General features: G+C 73.0%; 15 protein-coding genes. 4 read left to right on the top strand and 11 right to left on the bottom strand.

Annotation, left to right across the window (positions count from 1 at the left end):
- Nucleotides 1-24: 24 nt before the first annotated feature.
- Nucleotides 25-1,659: an ADP-ribosyltransferase domain-containing protein gene (locus tag ABZX67_RS06380; protein ID WP_355355433.1), complete on the bottom strand. Its 1,635-nt coding sequence runs from the start codon at nucleotides 1,657-1,659 to the stop codon at nucleotides 25-27.
- 174 nt (nucleotides 1,660-1,833) lie between these two features.
- Between ABZX67_RS06380 and ABZX67_RS06375 the strand changes: the two genes are divergently transcribed.
- A complete protein-coding gene (locus ABZX67_RS06375) occupies nucleotides 1,834-2,511 on the top strand; it encodes a macro domain-containing protein (protein ID WP_355355431.1) in 678 nt (225 codons plus the stop codon).
- A 15-nt stretch (nucleotides 2,512-2,526) separates the two neighbouring features.
- On the opposite strand, the gene ABZX67_RS06370 is transcribed toward ABZX67_RS06375, so the two are convergent.
- Together ABZX67_RS06370 and ABZX67_RS06365 are read right to left on the bottom strand one after the other, a co-directional pair.
- Nucleotides 2,527-3,288 (bottom strand): hypothetical protein, encoded by a 762-nt coding sequence (locus ABZX67_RS06370; protein ID WP_355355429.1) that lies wholly within the window; start codon nucleotides 3,286-3,288, stop codon nucleotides 2,527-2,529.
- A gap of 65 nt (nucleotides 3,289-3,353) precedes the next feature.
- Nucleotides 3,354-4,151: a TetR/AcrR family transcriptional regulator gene (locus ABZX67_RS06365; protein WP_355355427.1), complete on the bottom strand. Its 798-nt coding sequence runs from the start codon at nucleotides 4,149-4,151 to the stop codon at nucleotides 3,354-3,356.
- Nucleotides 4,152-4,266: 115 nt separating this feature from the next.
- Between ABZX67_RS06365 and ABZX67_RS06360 the strand changes: the two genes are divergently transcribed.
- Nucleotides 4,267-5,214 (top strand): ATP-binding cassette domain-containing protein, encoded by a 948-nt coding sequence (locus ABZX67_RS06360; protein WP_355355425.1) that lies wholly within the window; start codon nucleotides 4,267-4,269, stop codon nucleotides 5,212-5,214.
- Between the two features lie 8 nt (nucleotides 5,215-5,222).
- Nucleotides 5,223-6,053: an ABC transporter permease gene (locus ABZX67_RS06355; RefSeq protein WP_355355423.1), complete on the top strand. Its 831-nt coding sequence runs from the start codon at nucleotides 5,223-5,225 to the stop codon at nucleotides 6,051-6,053.
- Between the two features lie 50 nt (nucleotides 6,054-6,103).
- Here ABZX67_RS06355 and ABZX67_RS06350 read toward each other — a convergent pair whose 3' ends face one another.
- From ABZX67_RS06350 to ABZX67_RS06315, 8 genes are all read right to left on the bottom strand, one after another.
- The gene (locus tag ABZX67_RS06350) at nucleotides 6,104-6,772 is read right to left on the bottom strand and encodes a DUF4360 domain-containing protein (RefSeq protein ID WP_355355421.1); all 669 of its coding nucleotides are present in this window, start codon (nucleotides 6,770-6,772) and stop codon (nucleotides 6,104-6,106) included.
- Between the two features lie 191 nt (nucleotides 6,773-6,963).
- Entirely contained in the window at nucleotides 6,964-8,082 is a 1,119-nt protein-coding gene (gene serC, locus ABZX67_RS06345; protein ID WP_355355419.1) for a phosphoserine transaminase, read from the bottom strand.
- Nucleotides 8,083-8,172: 90 nt separating this feature from the next.
- Nucleotides 8,173-9,402, bottom strand: a complete 1,230-nt coding sequence (locus ABZX67_RS06340; protein ID WP_355355417.1) for a cytochrome P450 — start codon at nucleotides 9,400-9,402, stop codon at nucleotides 8,173-8,175.
- Entirely contained in the window at nucleotides 9,399-10,643 is a 1,245-nt protein-coding gene (locus ABZX67_RS06335) for a cytochrome P450 (RefSeq protein ID WP_355355415.1), read from the bottom strand. The genes ABZX67_RS06340 and ABZX67_RS06335 overlap by 4 nt, the downstream gene beginning before the upstream one ends.
- The gene (locus ABZX67_RS06330; protein WP_355355413.1) at nucleotides 10,640-11,251 is read right to left on the bottom strand and encodes an ATP/GTP-binding protein; all 612 of its coding nucleotides are present in this window, start codon (nucleotides 11,249-11,251) and stop codon (nucleotides 10,640-10,642) included. The genes ABZX67_RS06335 and ABZX67_RS06330 overlap by 4 nt, the downstream gene beginning before the upstream one ends.
- On the bottom strand, nucleotides 11,232-11,606 hold the full coding sequence (locus ABZX67_RS06325) for a DUF742 domain-containing protein (RefSeq protein WP_355355411.1): 375 nt from the start codon (nucleotides 11,604-11,606) through the stop codon (nucleotides 11,232-11,234). Before ABZX67_RS06325 ends, ABZX67_RS06330 begins: the two co-directional genes overlap by 20 nt.
- Nucleotides 11,603-12,007 (bottom strand): roadblock/LC7 domain-containing protein, encoded by a 405-nt coding sequence (locus ABZX67_RS06320; RefSeq protein ID WP_355355409.1) that lies wholly within the window; start codon nucleotides 12,005-12,007, stop codon nucleotides 11,603-11,605. The genes ABZX67_RS06325 and ABZX67_RS06320 overlap by 4 nt, the downstream gene beginning before the upstream one ends.
- Complete coding sequence (locus ABZX67_RS06315) at nucleotides 12,004-13,245, bottom strand: ATP-binding protein (protein ID WP_355355407.1); 1,242 nt, start codon at nucleotides 13,243-13,245, stop codon at nucleotides 12,004-12,006. Before ABZX67_RS06315 ends, ABZX67_RS06320 begins: the two co-directional genes overlap by 4 nt.
- 173 nt (nucleotides 13,246-13,418) lie before the next feature.
- Between ABZX67_RS06315 and ABZX67_RS06310 the strand changes: the two genes are divergently transcribed.
- Nucleotides 13,419-16,211, top strand: coding sequence for an FAD-binding and (Fe-S)-binding domain-containing protein (locus ABZX67_RS06310; RefSeq protein ID WP_355355405.1), 2,793 nt, complete (start codon nucleotides 13,419-13,421; stop codon nucleotides 16,209-16,211).
- The last annotated feature ends 108 nt before the right edge of the window (nucleotides 16,212-16,319 follow it).

Here is a 16,319-nt window from a genome sequence, read left to right as displayed (position 1 = left end):
GGCCGCCCGCCCGCCGCGGCCCGGTCAGGACACGAGAGGCTGCTCCTCCAGCTCGGTCAGCTTCACGGTGCACAGGCCCCCGCGCTCGGTCTTCACGTCGGTGACCTTGAGCTGGGTGCCGGGCGCGAGGATGTACTCCTCCTCCCCGGTGAAGGCCGAGAAGCTGCGGATGCCCACGGCCCGGACGGGCCGCACCTCGAAGAGCGTCCGCTTGCCGCGGTTGCCGAGGAACGACCGGGCCACGCCCAGCTCGGACGTGCACGAGGACACGCCCCACCAGGTCACGGTCCGCCCGAGCGGGTACTGCGCCCGCAGATCCAGGGCCACGCCGCGCCACAGCGGCTCGGTGCGGGTCGGAAGCCCCGACACCGCCGAGAACAGCAGACGCAGGTACGGGAGGTACGGGACGAGCTTGGACCGGTCGGGGGTGCGCAGGATGGCGTTGATCTCGCGGTAGAACGCCGACTCGCAGGTGTAGAGGTAGAGGGCGGCGATGGCGTCGGCGGAGAGGCCCCCGTCCGCTTCGTCCGCCCGCCGCTTGCCGAATTCGTGGGACAGCCGGACGTGCCGGTCCAGGCCGGACAGCAGCCGGGCGACCGGGGCGACGGCGTCGCGGAAGTCCATGAGCGGGGTGTCGAACACGCCGGTGATGGCGGGGAGGACGAGACCCTCGTCCTTCACGCTGGTGAGGCGGTCCAGATAGAGCTGGTGCAGCTCCATGGTGGAGGCGATGAACGCGCCCATGCGCGCGGAGACGTCGTCGGTGGAGTCGCCGTCGTCCCCGTCGGCCGTCCCGCCGGCCTCCCCCGCCGCGGGCTTGTTCCAGCCCGTGCTCGGCAGCCAGTCGATTGTGTCGGCGCCGAGTGAGGCCAGGGCGTCATTCACGGTCGCGAAGTGGTCGCCTTCGCAGAAGAGGTCGCCCTGCGCCGCCGGGTTGGCGTGGTCGATGTGGCGGACGTCGACGTCGGGGTACTTCTCCTGGAGGCGGAGGACGATCTTCTTCAGGTTGCGCGCGTGAGCGCCCCACCAGGCGAAGACGACACCGCGGTCCTCTTCGTCGGCGTCCTGCTTGGCCTTGAGGATCTCCTCGACGATCCGCTCCGCGACCGGCCGCCAGAACGCCGTGTGCCGGTCGGGCCCCGTCGACCGGTCGCCGCTGGCGGTGAGCGCGGCGTTCAGCAGCAGGACGCCCTGCGTGAGCATGGCCTGGAACCACTCCGGCGGCTGGACGGTGTCCTGCTTCTTCAGCAGCGCGCGGACGTCGGCGATCGGCGTCTTCTTGGGGATGCCGTACTTCCACATCGCGGCCGCCTTGATGATGCAGCGGATGCTGACGACCCTGCCGAACTGACTGTCCGCCCAGTCGTGGAAGGTGTTGTCGAACATGGCGATGCCGGTCGCGCTCTCCGGCCGCGGGTACGGGTTCTGGCCGAAGACGACGACCTTCCACTTGTGCGGCGGGTGGGGCTTGAGCGCCTGGAAGGTCAGTTCGCGTACGGGAACGACCTCGGGGCTGCGGTCGGGGCCGATGAAGGCGGACGCGTCCTGCTGTGCCTCGATGACGGGCTTCAGCAGCGGGAGCCATGGCTCACCGCCGCCCTTGAACAGCTCGGTGAGGGCCAGCGGGTCGTTCGGGTCGGGGGTGTGGGCATCGGCCATGGCGAAGGGCTCCCATCGTCGGATCGCGGAACTGGAGCGGGACGCTAGCAGCGGCCAGTGACAGTGGGACGTTCGTGACGAACCGTCATCAGGGTGCGCATACGGACCCGTTGTCAGTGGCGGGCGTTAGCGTCGTGAGCACTGGAAGAACCGTTGCTCGATGGGGGAGTGGAAATGACCGTGAACCGAGTGCAGGCGCCGCTCAGGGTCGTGCTGACCGACGTCAACGCCGATGTGGTGGAGGCGTGGAGGGCGGCGTTCGCCGACACCCCCGAGGTCGAGATCCGCAGGGGCTCGATCCTCGACGAGCAGGTCGACGCGTGGGTGAGCCCGACCAACTCCCGGGGGCGGATGGACGGCGGCGTGGACGCCGTCATCAAGCGGTACCTCGGAGCGGGCATCCAGCTGCGGGTGCAGCGGGCGATCCGCGACCGGTTCGCCGGCCGGCTGCCGGTGGGCAGCGCGGTGTGCGTTCCGTCCGGGGCGGTGAACCCGAAGTTCCTGATCTCGACGCCCACGATGGAGAGGTCCGCGCAGAACGTGAGCGAGACCCTGAACGTGGCGCTCGCGTGCGCCGCCGCGTTCCAGGCGATCCACCGGCAGAACGCGGAGGCGCCGGGCAGCATCGGGTCCGTGGCGCTGGTCGGCATGGGCGCCCGGACCGGCGGGGTGCCGGCGCGGGTGTGCGCCAACCTGATGTGGACGGGCTACACGCTCTTCAACGACTACCGGTTCGAGGACGACGACGACCTGCGCGCCACGATCACCGCGCAGCTCGACGACATAGAGAAGGCGCCCGTCGACAAGCGGGTGCGCATCGCGCCGCCCCAGCGCTCGGCGTCCCGTCGCTGACCGCCAACCCTCCTCCTACATGGTGGAGTCCAGCCGTGGCTTCCGCTTCACGTCGGTCAGCTTCACGTCCTCCGTCTCCGGAGCCCCGAACACCTCGACGATCACCCCGCTGGAGGTGCCGGTGACCTCCAGCGCCGCGTGGCCACCCATGAAGCGCAGGTCGACTCGCGCCCGGGGCGCGCCCCCGTGGTCCGGCATCCGGTGGACCCGTGCGGCCGGGTAATCGAGGGCCGTCAGCTTCGTGCGCATCGCCGCGTAGTCGGTCGCCTTCGTGTTCTTGAAGCCCTTGGTGACGCGGTCCGCGTGCCAGTCGGCGAAGCACTTCTCGGTGCCGGGGAGCGGGACTTCGACCGGCTGCTTGGGCTTGGCGGAGCCAGGGGCGGTGCTCGGCGGCTCGGGAGCGTCCGAGGGGAGGGGAACGGGCGCCTCCGTCTCGTCACCCGGAACGGCCGGCGGGGTCTCACCCGGCCCGTATATCCGGGTGGGCTCCTCCTCGAGCACCAGACCATCGGGCACGGGCGCCCCTTCGCCGCTCTTGTCCCCCTTGCCGCTGGGGGCGTCCGGGGAGCAGGCGCCGATCGCCTGGCCCACCAGCTCGATGAACCGCATCTCCTGGTCCTCCGCGCTCGGCGGGGCAGGCGGGGTGGCCGCCGCCGACACGGCGCTGCCCGCGGGGGCTGCGTGGTCGGGGGCGGCCTTCTGGGTGCCGCAGGCGGACAGGACGAGGCAGCCCAGCGCGGCCACCAGCACGGACTTCGGGAGGGATATCGATCGCATGCAGGCATCATGGGGATGCCGGTCGTCTCAGGGCATGAGTACGCGTACTCACCCGTTCCTGGGCCTCAACTGCCCTGCCGGCTGGTGCGAGCGGTCACCAGGGCCTCGAAGCCCGCCAGCAGGGCGCGCAGCCCGAAGCCGAAGTGGTCGACGTCGGGCGAGAAGGTGCCCTCGGCGAGGCCGGCGATCAGCGGGTAGTCACCGCTCTCCATGGCGCGCTCCAGGAAGGGGCCCTGGCGCGTCCAGAATTCCTCGTCACTGACGCCGGTTTCCTTGGCGGCCTCGACGGCCTGGGCCTCCATGCGCGCGATACCGGAGGCGAAGCTCTGCACGGTGATGATCACCGAGAGGATCTCGGGGTCGCTCAGCCCCATGCCGTTCAGCCCCCTCAGCGCCAGTTCGAAGCCCCGGAGCGCACTCGGGCCGAGGACCGTCCGGGCCTGGTTGACCTTCAGCAGCCACGGGTGGCGGCGGTAGAGGTCGGTCTGGGCCCGGGCCAGGGCCTCCACGGCGGCGCGCCAGTCGCGCGGCGGCGGCGCGGAGGGGTCGAGCAGGGCGCCCTGGACGTGGTCGAGCATCAGGTCGAGCAGCTCCGCCTTGCCGGGGACGTACCGGTACAGCGACATCGTGCCCACGCCGAGCTCCGTGGAGAGGCGGCGCATCGAGACGGCGTCGAGGCCCTCCGCGTCGGCGACCTCGACCGCGGCGGTGACGATCCGGTCGAGGGTCAGGCCCCGCTTCGGCCCCCGCGCGCCCCGCACGGGCGGCTCGCCGGTGCCCCAGAGCAGCTCCAGGCTGCGGGTGATGTCGCCGCTGCCGGTCGTCGCCGTGGCGCCGCCGCCGGTGGTCTTGTCGCTGCTCATGGGGTCAGCGTAATTCCCCCCCGATACCCCTGTTCTTCCCGCTCGACAAAAACTGGGTACGCTGTACGCGCAAGTTGGGTACGGTGTACTCAGTTTCTCGGACGGGGAGGGTTTCATGGACGACTGGGCGGTACGGGCCGAGGGCCTGGAGAAGCGGTACGGGGAGAAGAGGGCACTGGACGGCTTCGACCTCGCCGTCCGCCCCGGCACCGTGCACGGCCTCCTGGGACCGAACGGCGCGGGCAAGACCACGGCGGTACGGGTGCTGGCCACGCTGCGCCGCTTCGACGGCGGGCGCGCCGAGGTCGCCGGGGTCGACGTGGGCCGCGACCCCCGGCGCGTACGCAGCCTGATCGGGCTCACCGGCCAGTACGCCGCCGTGGACGAGGTCCTCACGGGACGGCAGAACCTGGAGATGTTCGGGCGCCTGTTCCACCTGGGCGGGCGGCGGGCCCGGCAGCGCGCCGCGGAGCTGCTGGAGCGGTTCGGCCTGACCGAGGCCGCCGACAAGGGCGTCGAGGGCTACAGCGGCGGCATGCGCAGGCGCCTGGACCTGGCGGCCTCGATGATCCTGGCGCCGCGCGTGCTGTTCCTGGACGAGCCGACGACCGGGCTCGACCCGCGCGGGCGCGGCGAGGTGTGGGAGGCGGTACGCGACCTGGTCGCGGGCGGCACGACCGTCCTGCTGACCACGCAGTACCTGGAGGAGGCCGACAAGCTCGCCTCGCGGATCACCGTCATCGACCGGGGCCGCGCCATCGCCGACGACACCCCCGAGGCGCTCAAGCGCCAGGTCGGCGGCGACCGCATCGAGGTGGTGGCCGTGGACGTGGCCGACCTGCCGCGGGTCGCCAAGACGGTCGCCCGGGTCTGCGCGGGCGAGCCCCGCGTCGACGACCTGGAGCGGCGCGTCCACGCGCCCGTCGCCGACGGGGTCGCGGCGCTCACCGAGGTGGCGAGGACGCTGCAGGACGAGGCGGTCGCGGTCGAGGACATCGGGCTGCGCAGGCCGAGCCTGGACGACGTGTTCCTGCGCCTGACCGGAGAGGCGGTGGCCGCATGAGCACCGACATGAGCAGCACACTGGAGCCGATCGCCGGGCGCGGGCGCGCCTTCTGGGCGGTCGCCGACTGCTGGAACGTCGTACGCCGCCAGCTGACCCACTATCAGCGCAAACCCGTCTACATCGCCTGGCAGCTCGGTTTCCCGATCCTGTCCGTCCTGCTGTACGGGTACGTCTTCGGCGGCGCGATGAAGCCGCCGGGCGGCGGCGGGGCCGCGGACTACCGGGACTTCCTGATGCCGGGCATGTTCGTGATGACGATGGCCTTCGGCTTCATCAACACCGCGACGGCCGTGGTCACCGACGCCAACAAGGGCGTCATCGACCGGTTCCGCTCCATGCCCATGGCCCCGTCGGCGGTGGTCACCGGGCGCGCCGTGACCGATCTGATCGTGGCGTGCGCCGAGTTGGCCATCCTGGCGGCGACGGCGTTCGCGATGGGCTGGCGCTCGGACGGCGGGTTCCTCGGGACGGTGGGCGGCTTCGCGCTGCTGCTGCTCCTGCGCTACTGCCTGACGTGGGTCGGCATCTGGCTGGGGCTGCTGGTGCCCAACCCGGAGGCGGCCGGCGGGCTGTTCGCGGTGGCGTTCCCGCTGACCATGATCTCCAGTGTGTTCGTCCAGCCCGGGACCATGCCCGACTGGCTGGGCACGCTCGCCGCGTGGAACCCGCTCTCCTCGACGGCGGCGGCCACGCGGGAGCTGTTCGGCAACCCGGTGGGCGGCGACGGGAGTTGGATCCAGGAGAACGCGGCACTCATGGCGGTGGTGTGGCCGCTGGTGATCACGGCGGTCTTCCTGCCGCTGGCGGTACGGCGGTTCCAACGGCTCTCGAAGTGACGAGGGCGGGCCCGCGGAGGGGGCGCGGACCCGCCCGGCCGGTGGGCGGTCTACCTCGGGCACTCCTTCCAGGCCAGGTGGTAGACCGTCTTGATGTCGCCGTCCGTCGAGTCCATCGCGATGAAGCTGTTGGTCTTCGTCGGGTCCGAGGTGCCCGCGCTCACCCGCAGCTCGGTGTTGATGTTGAAGTTGCGCTTCTCGCCGCAGGGCGCCCAGACCAGTTGCGCCCAGTCGGTGGAGTCGGTCGCCTGCCAGTTGTCGGCGTACGGGCCCTTGTACGGGTGGGACCTGGCGACGGTGCTGGGCGAGCCCTGGAAGTAGTACGACGCCTTCTGGACCGCCGAGGCGCCCGCCGCGAGGCTGGCGTAGCCGCGGTAGTCCGCGCTGGCGACGGCGTAGGTGAAGCCCTGCGGGACGTGCACGACCAGGTTGAGCTGGCAGTTCTTGCGGAAGTCGGTCGGCTCGGCGCCCACGCCCACCTGGGCGAGGTAGTCGCTGTACGTGACGGTGAAGGCGGTGTTGTCGGGCGCGACGGCGACGGCGGCGGTGCCCAGCGGGCAGCCGGAGCCGTTGACGGTCGCGACCTCGATCACGATCTTGTCGGGCGGGGCGACGATGGCCCGCGTCGTGGCGGCGGAGGCGCCGGGGGAGAGGGCTGTCGCGGCCAGTAAGGCCGCGGTCGTGCCGCCGACGGCGGTCGCCCGTGCTGCTCTGGACATGGTTCTCCGATCGGTTGCCTTCGGTCGAAGTGGGGGGTCCAACCGTGGATGGTGTACGCGGTTCGGATGGTAGGGATGGGCCCCTGGGGCCGATAGAGCGGTTATCGGCCGCGTGCCCACGCGGCAGCACACGCGGAAGGGCCCGGCGCGTTCCCGCGCCGGGCCCTCTCGTCGTACGTCCTACCGGAGGATCAGAGCTTCTCGATGACGTAGTCGACGCACTTCGTCAGCGCCTCGACGTCCGACGGCTCGACGGCCGGGAACATCGCGATGCGCAGCTGGTTGCGCCCCAGCTTCCGGTACGGCTCGGTGTCGACGATGCCGTTGGCGCGCAGCGCCTTGGCGACCGCCGCCGCGTCGACCTCGTCGGAGAAGTCGATGGTGCCGATGACCTGCGAGCGCTTCGCCGGGTCGGAGACGAACGGAGCCGCGTACTTGGACTCCTCCGCCCAGCCGTAGAGCGTGCGCGCGGAGGCGGCGGTGCGGCCCGTCGACCACTCCAGGCCGCCCTGGCCGTTGATCCACTTCAGCTGCTCGTTGAGCAGGAAGAGGGTGGCGAGGGCGGGGGTGTTGTACGTCTGGTTCTTCAGCGAGTTGTCGATCGCCGTCGGCAGCGAGAAGAACTCCGGCACGTGGCGGCCCGACGCGTGCACCCGCTGCGCGCGCTCCAGCGCGGCCGGGGAGAACACGCCGATCCACAGGCCGCCGTCGGAGGCGAAGGACTTCTGCGGCGCGAAGTAGTAGACGTCCGACTCGGTGATGTCGACCGGCAGGCCGCCCGCGCCGGAGGTCGCGTCGACGAGGACCAGCGCGCCCTCGTCGGCGCCCTGGACCCGCTTGATGGGGGCGGCGACACCGGTGGAGGTCTCGTTGTGCGTGAACGCGTACACGTCGACGCCCGCCTCGGCCCGCGGCTCGGGGTGCGTGCCCGGGTCGGAGGAGATCACGGTCGGCTCCTCCAGCCACGGCGCCAGCTTGGCCGCCTTCGCGAACTTGGAGGAGAACTCGCCGAAGGAGAGGTGCTGCGACTTCGACTCGATGAGCCCGTGGGTCGCGATGTCCCAGAAGGCGGTGGAGCCGCCGTTGCCGAGGATCACCTCGTAACCGTCGGGCAGCGAGAAGAGCGCGCGTACGCCCTCGCGGACCTCGCCGACCAGGTTCTTGACCGGGGCCTGGCGGTGCGACGTACCGAGGAGGGACGTGCCGGTGGCGGCCAGGGCGTCCAGCGCCTCCGTACGCACCTTGGAGGGGCCCGCGCCGAAACGGCCGTCGGCGGGCTTGATGTCGGTGGGAATCTGGATCTCAGCCACGGCCGGAGCCTAACCGCTGACGGACACGGCGGAACGCCGTGTCCGTCCGATGAGACACAAAAATGAGACGCCTGGACGGGAGGCGGTGCCTCAGGCGAGCCGCACCGGCAGCTCGAAGAGATCGTTCTGCGTGACCACCGGCTTGTTGCGCAGGTCGGACGCCGGCACGGCGAGCGTCAGCCCCGGGAAGCGCGCGTACAGCGCGGGCAGCGCCACCCCCGCCTCCAGGCGCGACAGGGCGGCGCCGGGGCAGACGTGCGGGCCGTGCCCGAAGGAGATGTGCCGGATGGGGGAGCGGGTGACGTCGAAGACGCCCGCCGTGGGGCCGTGCTGCTTCTCGTCGCGGCCGATGGCCCCGTACGACACGATCAGCGCCTCACCGGCGGGCAGGGTCCGCACGTCGGCCCCGGTGCCGACCTCGACGTCCTCCGTCGCGAACCGGATCAGGACGTGCGAGGTGGGGGTGGAGAAGCGCAGGGTCTCCTCGATGACGGCGTCCCAGCCGACCTGACCGGAACGGACGAGTTCGAGCTGCTCCGGGTGGGTGGAGAGGTTCACCACGGCGTTGACGATGAGCGAGATCGTCGTCTCGTGACCGGCCGCCACCATCAGCTGGAGTGTGGAGACGATCTCCTCGTCGGTGAGGTGGTCGCCGTCCTCGGAGGCGGCGATCAGCGCGCTCGTGAGGTCGTCGCCCGGCTCGGCGCGGCGCGCGGCCACCACCTTCGCCATCATCCCGGCCAGCTCGCCGAGGGTCGCCACGACCTCCTCCGGCGGCGTCTGCGTCGAGAAGAACTTCTCGAAGAGGACCTTCAGCCGCGGATGGTCCGCCGGGTCGATGCCCATCAGGTCGCTGATGACGTACATGGGCAGCGGGTACGCGAACGCCGCCTTGAGGTCCACCGTCTCGCCCGGCTTCCCGTGGGCCGCGAGCTCGTCCAGCAGGCCGTTCGTCAGCTCGGTGATGCGCTCCCGCATCCGCTCCACCCGGCGCGGGGTGAGCGCCTGCGCGACCAGGGCGCGCAGCCGCCGGTGGTCCTCGCCGTCGACGGTGAGCATCGAGCGGCCGGGGTTGGCCAGACCGATCAGCGGCCAGTCCGGCGGTATCTCGCCGCGCTGCCAGGCGCCCCAGACGTTGATGTCCTTGACGAGCCGCTTGTCGGTGAGGAGCTCGCGCGCCTCCGCGTGGTGCGTGACCGCCCACACGGGCACGCCGCCCGGCAGGACGACCCGGGCCAGCGGACCGGCGGCGCGCAGCAGGGCGCTCTCGCCGTCGAGGTCGGTGACGAAGGGGTCCAAGTGGAGGGGGCCAGCGGTCACGGAGTGCCTCCGGGGGCGGGGACGAGGGCGGGGGTCGGGGTGAAGGTCACGGGCAGCTCGGTCAGGCCGCGCAGCCAGGGCGAGGGCCGGCGGGTGAGCGACTCGGCCGGTACGGCGAGGTCGAGGTCGGGCAGCCGGTCCAGCAGCACCTCGATCGCGGTACGGGCGATGACCTCGGCGATCTCCTGCGCCGGGAAGGGGCAGCGGTGCTCGCCGTGCCCGAAGGAGAAGTGCGCGCCGTTGCCGCCGGTGAGGGCGGAGTTGTCGATGTGCACCTGCGGGTCGGCGTTCGCGGCGGCCAGGCCCAGCAGGACCAGGTCGCCGGCCTTGATGGACCGGCCGCCCAGGCGGGTGTCGCGGGAGGCCCAGCGGCCGGCCACGTTCTGGGTGGGGGTGTCGGCCCACAGCACCTCGTTCATGGCCTCGGCGACGCTGTGCCGGCCGCCGGAGAGGGAGGCCGCGAACCGGTCGTCGGTCAGCATGAGGCGCAGCGAGTTGCCGATCCAGTCGGCGGTCGGCTGGTGCCCGGCCGCCATCATCACCATCAGGTCTTGGGCGATCTCCTCGGCCGTGAAGCCGGACGGGTCGGCCAGCATGCGCGACGCCACGTCGTCGCCGGGCGCCGCCCGCTTGGCGGCGAGCAGCGCGGACATCGCCTCGGCCAGGTGCCGCTGGCCCGCCAGGGCCCGCTCGCGGCCGTCGATCATGTCGTTGAGGGCGGTGACGAGCCCGGGGCCCTGGTCGTCGGGCACGCCGTAGATCTTCACCAGGACGCGTACGGGCAGGAGCATGGCGTACTGGCCGATGATCTCGGTCTCGCCCGTGCCGCAGAACGCGTCGATGAGGCCGTCCGCGTACTCCTCGGCGTACCGGCGCAGGGTGAAGGGGTCGACGGACTCCAGCGCGTGGCCGACCATCGCGGCGCGCTGCCGGTGGCGTTCGCCGACGGTGTAGAGGATGGACGGCTGGTTCCGGCCGATCATGGGCAGCAGGGGCCAGTCGTCGGGGACGCGGTCCCACTGGTTCCACAGCGCCGAGTCGCGGCTGAAGAGGACCGGGTCGCCGGTGACGCGGTGCAGCTCGCGGTAGTCGAGCACCAGCCAGGCCGGGATGTCGCCGTCGAGGAGGACGGGGGCGACGGAGCCGTGGTCGCGGCGCAGCTCGCGGTAGAGGCGGGCGGGGTCGGTCTGGAAGCGGGGCCCGGAGAGCGGGACCGGAGCGGGAACGGGTGCGGTGGTCATCTGCGTTCCAGGTGGAGGGTGCGGAGGTGCTCGACGAGGTTGATCAGGACGTACTTGCTGGAGGAGCGGTCGCGCGCGTCGCACTCCACCAGCGGTACGTGGTCGGCGAGATCGAGCGCCTCGCGGATCTGCGCCTCGGTGTGGACGGGGCCGCCGAAGTCGTTGCAGGCGACGATGAACGGCGTGCCGTGGTGCTCCAGGCGGTCGATCGCGTACCAGGAGTCGGCGAGGCGCCGGGTGTCGACCAGGACGACGGCGCCGAGGGTGCCGGAGAAGAGCCGGTCCCACAGGAACCAGAAGCGCTCCTGGCCGGGGGCGCCGAAGAGGTACAGGACGTTGTGGGCGTCGAGCGTGATGCGGCCGAAGTCGAACGCCACGGTCGTGGACCGCTTGGCGCCGACGGCGGAGACGTCGTCGACGGGCTCGCCCGCGCGGGTCATCGTCTCCTCGGTGTCGAGGGGCCGGATCTCGCTGACGGAGCGGACGAGGGTGGTCTTGCCGACACCGATACCGCCGACGATGACGATCTTCAGGCCGTTGTCGGCGGTGTCGCGCAAGGGCGCCCGTTGCGAGGCGTCTGAGGAAGCGTCAGAGGTTGCGGAGTCCAACGAGCACCTGCTCCAGGATGTCGGGGTCGGGAAGTGCGTACGAGGACGAGGACGCCGCCGCGGACGTACGCGGGTGGCGGGCGCTGATCCGTCCCGTACCGAGCAGGTCGGTGAGCAGGATGCGGACGATGCTCACCGGCAGGGCGAGTTCGGCGGCGACCTCGACGACCGCCGTGGGGCGGCGGCACATGCGCAGGATGGCGGCGTGCTCGGACTGCATGCCGGGCACCGGCTCGGACTCGGCGACCACGAGGGTCACCAGGTCGAACGGCGAGTCCGGCCCGGAGCGGGCGCGGCCGCCGGTGAGGGTGTACAGCCGGTCCGGCGACTCGTCCCTGTGGCTGCCCGGACTCACGGTGTGCGGGGCTCGGCGCGCAGGTGCTCGCCGAGCTGCTCGACCAGCTCGCTCATGGCGTGCCCGACCAGGCCGACGTCGGCGTCCTCGGCGGCGACCACGGCGAGGTGCGCGCCCTCGCCCGCCTCGACGATCAGCAGGACGCCGCCGTAGAACTCCGCCATCGCGGACCGTACGCCGCCGCTCCCGTCGCCGAACTCGACGGAGGCGCCGTGCGACAGGGACTGGATGCCCGCCGCGATGGCGGCCAGGTGGTCGGCCTGGTCGACGGAGAGCTCGGGGGTACGGCACAGCTTGAGGCCGTCGCGGGACAGGACGAGGGCGTGGCGGGCGCCGGGCGTGCGCTCGAGGAGGCCCTCCAGCAGCCAGTTGAGCTTCTCGTCGGTCGTGGCAGTGCTCATTCGGGGGTGCCTTCCGTGGTGGTGCGTACCGCTTGGCGGAAGCTGTGGAAGCGGGTGGCGGCGGCCGCGTCGGCCGGGCGGGGGGCGGCGGGTTCCGTGGCCGCCTTGGCCGCCGGGGCCGCCGCGGCGGGCCGGGCGGCGGCGAGGGTACGGCCGCGGCGGCGCTTGGGCAGGCCGCTCTCGCCGAGCTCGGGGGCGGCGGGCTCGGGAGCGGCCTGCGCGGTGTTCCGGGGCGCCGGGTCCTGGACGTGCTTGACGTCCCTCACGTCCTTGCCGTCCTGGACGCGTACGCGCGTGATCAGCTCCTGCGGAACCGTCACCACCACGCCGGTGCCGCCGCGTGCGGAGGGCCGGAAGGAGACGGTCAGGCCGTGCTTGCGGGCGAGCCGGCCGACGACGGCGAGGCCGAGCCGCGTCCCGGACAAGCCGCTCAGGTCGGTGTGGTCCGTGCTGACGGCGCGCTCGGCGCGGCGCAGTTGCACCTCGCTCATCACCAGCCCGCTGTCCTCGACGGAGACGACGAGACCGGACGGCACCTCCTCGACGTACACGTGCACTTCGGCGGTGGGCGGCGAGAAGGTGACGGCGTTGTCGAGGAGTTCGGCGAGGGCGTGCATGACGCCCTCGGCGGCGTGGCCGGCGATCGCCGCGTCCGTGGTGGAGTGGAGCCGTACGCGCTGGTAGCCGCCGATCCGGCCCATGGCGCCGCGCAGGATGGACTCCATGACGATCGGCTTCGCCCAGCGGCGGCCCGAGCGGGCGCCGGTGAGGACGGCCAGGGAGTCGGCGAGGCGCCCGGCCTGCGCGGTGCGGTGGTCGAGGTGGAGCAGGTCGGCGAGGACGTCCTCGTCGGTGTGCCGGTGCTCCATCTCGCGCAGGTCGGCGAGCATGCTCGTGGCGAGGGCCTGCATGCGCCCGGCGGCGTTGGCGCAGGCGGCCACGGCGGCGGCCCGGTTCCGCTCGCTGCGCCGGGCCTCCTCGCGGGCGGCTTCCGCCTCGGCACGGGCGCGGTCGGCTTCCTCCCGGGCCCGGTCTGCCTCCTCGCGGGCGCGGTCGGCTTCCTCCCGGGCGCGGTCCACGGCTCCGCGGGCGCGGGCGGCCTCGGCGGCGAGCGCCGCGTTGTCCGTACGCGGCCGGCGCGTGGCGCCGAGGGTGTACGCGGCCGTCGCCAGCACGGCGGCCGCGGCCGGGCCCCACACCAGCGGAGCCCGTACCGGGCGGAGGAGGGAAAGGCGCACGTCGTCAGTCCTCGGGGCGGGGGTGGGGCGGGGTCCGGGGTGCCGGGGAGCGGCAAATTCCTGGTCACTATAGGAGAGCTGACGATCAGTTGGGAAAGGTCCGTTGAGGATTTCTTTCATCGTCCATGCGCTTCGTGATCGCGGGCCGGGGAGAGGCGAGGCATCCTGACCCCATGAGCGACCGGCGGCACAAGGACCTGTCAGGCGCACTGCGCGCCGCCCTGCGCGGGGACGTGGACTTCGGGACCGCGGCCCGCGCGCTGCACACCATGGACGCGTCCAACTACCGCCGCGTCCCGGTCGGGGTCGTCGCGCCCCGCGACGCGGCGGACGTGGCGGCCGCGCTGGAGGTGTGCCGGGCGCACGGCGTGCCCGTCGTCCCGCGCGGCGCCGGGACGTCGACCGCCGGGCAGGCCACCGGGACCGGGGTGGTGCTGGACTTCACCCGCCACATGCGGGGCATCCTCGCCGTGGACCCGGAGGCGCGCACGGCGGTGGTGCAGCCGGGCGTGGTCCTGGACGAGCTGCGCGCGGCGGTGCGCCCGTACGGCCTGACCTTCGGGCCGGACCCCTCGACACACAGTCGCTGCACCCTCGGCGGAATGATCGGCAACAACGCCTGCGGGGCCCACTCGGTGGCCTGGGGGACCACGGCCGACAACGTCCGCGCCCTGGCGGTCGTGACGTACGGAGGGGGCGCCGAACGGCGCCTGGGGCGCGGGTGGGACGGCGCGCCGGACGGGCTGGCGGAGCTGGTCGGCGGGAACCTTGCCGCCATCCGCACGGGCTTCCCGCCCGGCCTGCCGCGCCGCATCTCCGGTTACGCCCTCGACGCCCTCCTCCCCGAGCGCGGCACCGACCTCGCCCGCGCCTTCTGCGGCAGCGAGGGGACCCTGGGGGTGGTGACCGAGGCGACCGTACGGCTGGTCGAGTCGCCGCCGGCGCGGGCGCTGGCCGTCCTCGGGTACGCCGACGAGAGCGCGGCCGCCGAGGCGGCGTCCGGTCTGCTGCCGCACGGGCCGCTCACGGTCGAGGGCATGGCGGAGGACCTGGTCCGGGACCCGGCCGCGCGCGCCGCGCTGCCCCGGGGCGGCGCGTGGCTCTTCGTCGAGACGGGCGGCGCGACCCCGGCGGATGCCTGGGCCCACGCCGAGGCGCTGGTGCGCGCCGCCGACGCCGTGGACGCCCGCGTCGTCACCGACCCGGCCGCCCAGCGCATCCTGTGGCGGGTGCGCGAGGACGCCGCCGGCACCGCCACGCGCACCCCCGAGGGCGCCGAGGCGTGGCCCGGCTGGGAGGACTGCGCCGTACCGCCCGCGCGCCTCGGCCCGTACCTGCGCGACTTCCGCGCGCTGCTCGCCGCCCATGGCCTGCGCGGCACGCCGTACGGCCACTTCGGCGAGGGCTGCGTCCACGCCCGTATCGACTTCGACCTGGTGTCGGCGGAGGGCGTACGGCGTTTCCGGCGGTTCTCGGAGGAGCTGGCCGACCTCGTCGTCGCGCACGGCGGGTCCCTCTCCGGCGAGCACGGCGACGGGCAGGCGCGCGCGGAGCTGCTGCCGAGGATGTACGGGGACGAACTGACGGGCCTCTTCGGCCGGTTCAAGGACCTGTGGGACCCGGACGGCGGCATGAACCCGGGCATGCTCGCCCGGCCCGCCCGCCTCGACGAGAGCCTCCGCTTCGACGTCCTGCCGCGCGAGCCCGTGGCCGTGGCCTTCGGCTACCCGCAGGACGGCGGGGACTTCGCCACCGCCGTACGGCGCTGCGTCGGCGTCGCCAAGTGCCGCGTGGCCGGGCCGCACCGGGGCGCGGGCGTGATGTGCCCGTCGTTCCGCGCGACCGGCGAGGAGGAGCACTCCACGCGCGGGCGCGCCCGGCTGCTGCACGAGATGCTGGCGGGCGAGGTGGTGCGCGACGGCTGGCGCTCGCCGGAGGTGCGCGAGGCGCTCGACCTGTGCCTGTCGTGCAAGGGCTGCCGCAGCGACTGCCCGGTGGGCGTCGACATGGCGACGTACAAGGCGGAGTTCCTGCACCACCACTACGCGGGACGGCTCCGCCCCGCCGCCCACTACACGATGGGCGGGCTCCCGCAGTGGCTCCGCCTCGCCGCGCCCATAGCGCCGGTCCTCAACGCCGCCGCCCGGGTACGCCCGCTGGCGGCGGTCGCGAAGCGGCTGGCGGGCATCGCCCCGGAGCGGGACCTCCCGCGGCTGGCGCCGCAGACGTTCACACGCTGGTTCCGGCGCCGCGGGACCGAGGCCGGCGACCTGCTCCTCTGGCCCGACACCTTCACCAACCACCTCTCGCCCTCCGTGGGCCGCGCGGCCGTCGCGGTCCTGGAGGCGGCGGGCCTGAACCCGGCCCTCCCGCCCGGTCGGGTCTGCTGCGGCCTGACGTACGTCTCCACGGGCCGGCTCGACCGGGCCCGTACGGTCATGCGCCGCACGCTCGACACCATGGAGCCCCTCGCGGGCAAGCCCGTGGTCGTCCTCGAACCGAGCTGCGCCGCCGCCCTGAGGACCGACCTGCCGGAGCTCCTCCCCGACGACCCGCGCGCCCGCCGCCTGGCCGACTCCGTACGCACCTTCGCCCAGGCCCTGGAGGAGTACGCCCCCGACTGGCGGCCCCCGCGCCTGGACCGCCCGGTCGCGGGCCAGACCCACTGCCACCAGCACGCGGTCCTCGGCGACGCCGCCGAACGCCGCCTGCGCGAGCGCGCGGGCCTGACGGGCGACCTGAGCGGCGGCTGCTGCGGCCTCGCCGGCAACTTCGGCTTCGAACGCGGCCACTACGCGGTGTCCGCGGCCTGCGCCGAGGACCAGCTCCTCCCGGCCGTCCGCGCCGCCGCCCCCGGCACCGAACTCCTCGCGGACGGCTTCTCCTGCCGCACGCAGCTGGAGCAGCTCGCGGGGCGGCGGGGCAGGCATCTGGCGGAGGTGCTGGCGGAGGGGCTCGGGAGCTGAAGCCCCCGCTTACCGTGGAGAGAGGGAGACCCACGTTTCGGTGCAGTGTGTTTGACTAGGGGTGCAATCTGATGCACTTGCCGAAGAGAAAGAAGTCGAGGTTCCCCC

This window comes from Streptomyces sp. NPDC003036 (assembly GCF_040611175.1).
In the GTDB taxonomy this organism is placed as follows: Bacteria; Actinomycetota; Actinomycetes; order Streptomycetales; family Streptomycetaceae; genus Streptomyces.
This window is presented reverse-complemented; position numbering and strand designations above follow the sequence as displayed.

Bases quoted from the DNA above. Each gene is read 5' to 3' on its own strand.
- ABZX67_RS06365 (WP_355355427.1), bottom strand. From the start codon at position 4,151: ATGAGCAGCGACAAGACCACCGGCGGCGGCGCCACGGCGACGACCGGC.
- ABZX67_RS06355 (WP_355355423.1), top strand. From the start codon at position 5,223: ATGAGCAGCACACTGGAGCCGATCGCCGGGCGCGGGCGCGCCTTCTGG.
- ABZX67_RS06320 (WP_355355409.1), bottom strand. From the start codon at position 12,007: ATGAGCACTGCCACGACCGACGAGAAGCTCAACTGGCTGCTGGAGGGC.
- ABZX67_RS06310 (WP_355355405.1), top strand. From the start codon at position 13,419: ATGAGCGACCGGCGGCACAAGGACCTGTCAGGCGCACTGCGCGCCGCC.
- ABZX67_RS06380 (WP_355355433.1), bottom strand. From the start codon at position 1,659: ATGGCCGATGCCCACACCCCCGACCCGAACGACCCGCTGGCCCTCACC.
- ABZX67_RS06335 (WP_355355415.1), bottom strand. From the start codon at position 10,643: ATGACCACCGCACCCGTTCCCGCTCCGGTCCCGCTCTCCGGGCCCCGC.
- ABZX67_RS06375 (WP_355355431.1), top strand. From the start codon at position 1,834: ATGACCGTGAACCGAGTGCAGGCGCCGCTCAGGGTCGTGCTGACCGAC.
- ABZX67_RS06350 (WP_355355421.1), bottom strand. From the start codon at position 6,772: ATGTCCAGAGCAGCACGGGCGACCGCCGTCGGCGGCACGACCGCGGCC.
- ABZX67_RS06370 (WP_355355429.1), bottom strand. From the start codon at position 3,288: ATGCGATCGATATCCCTCCCGAAGTCCGTGCTGGTGGCCGCGCTGGGC.
- ABZX67_RS06360 (WP_355355425.1), top strand. From the start codon at position 4,267: ATGGACGACTGGGCGGTACGGGCCGAGGGCCTGGAGAAGCGGTACGGG.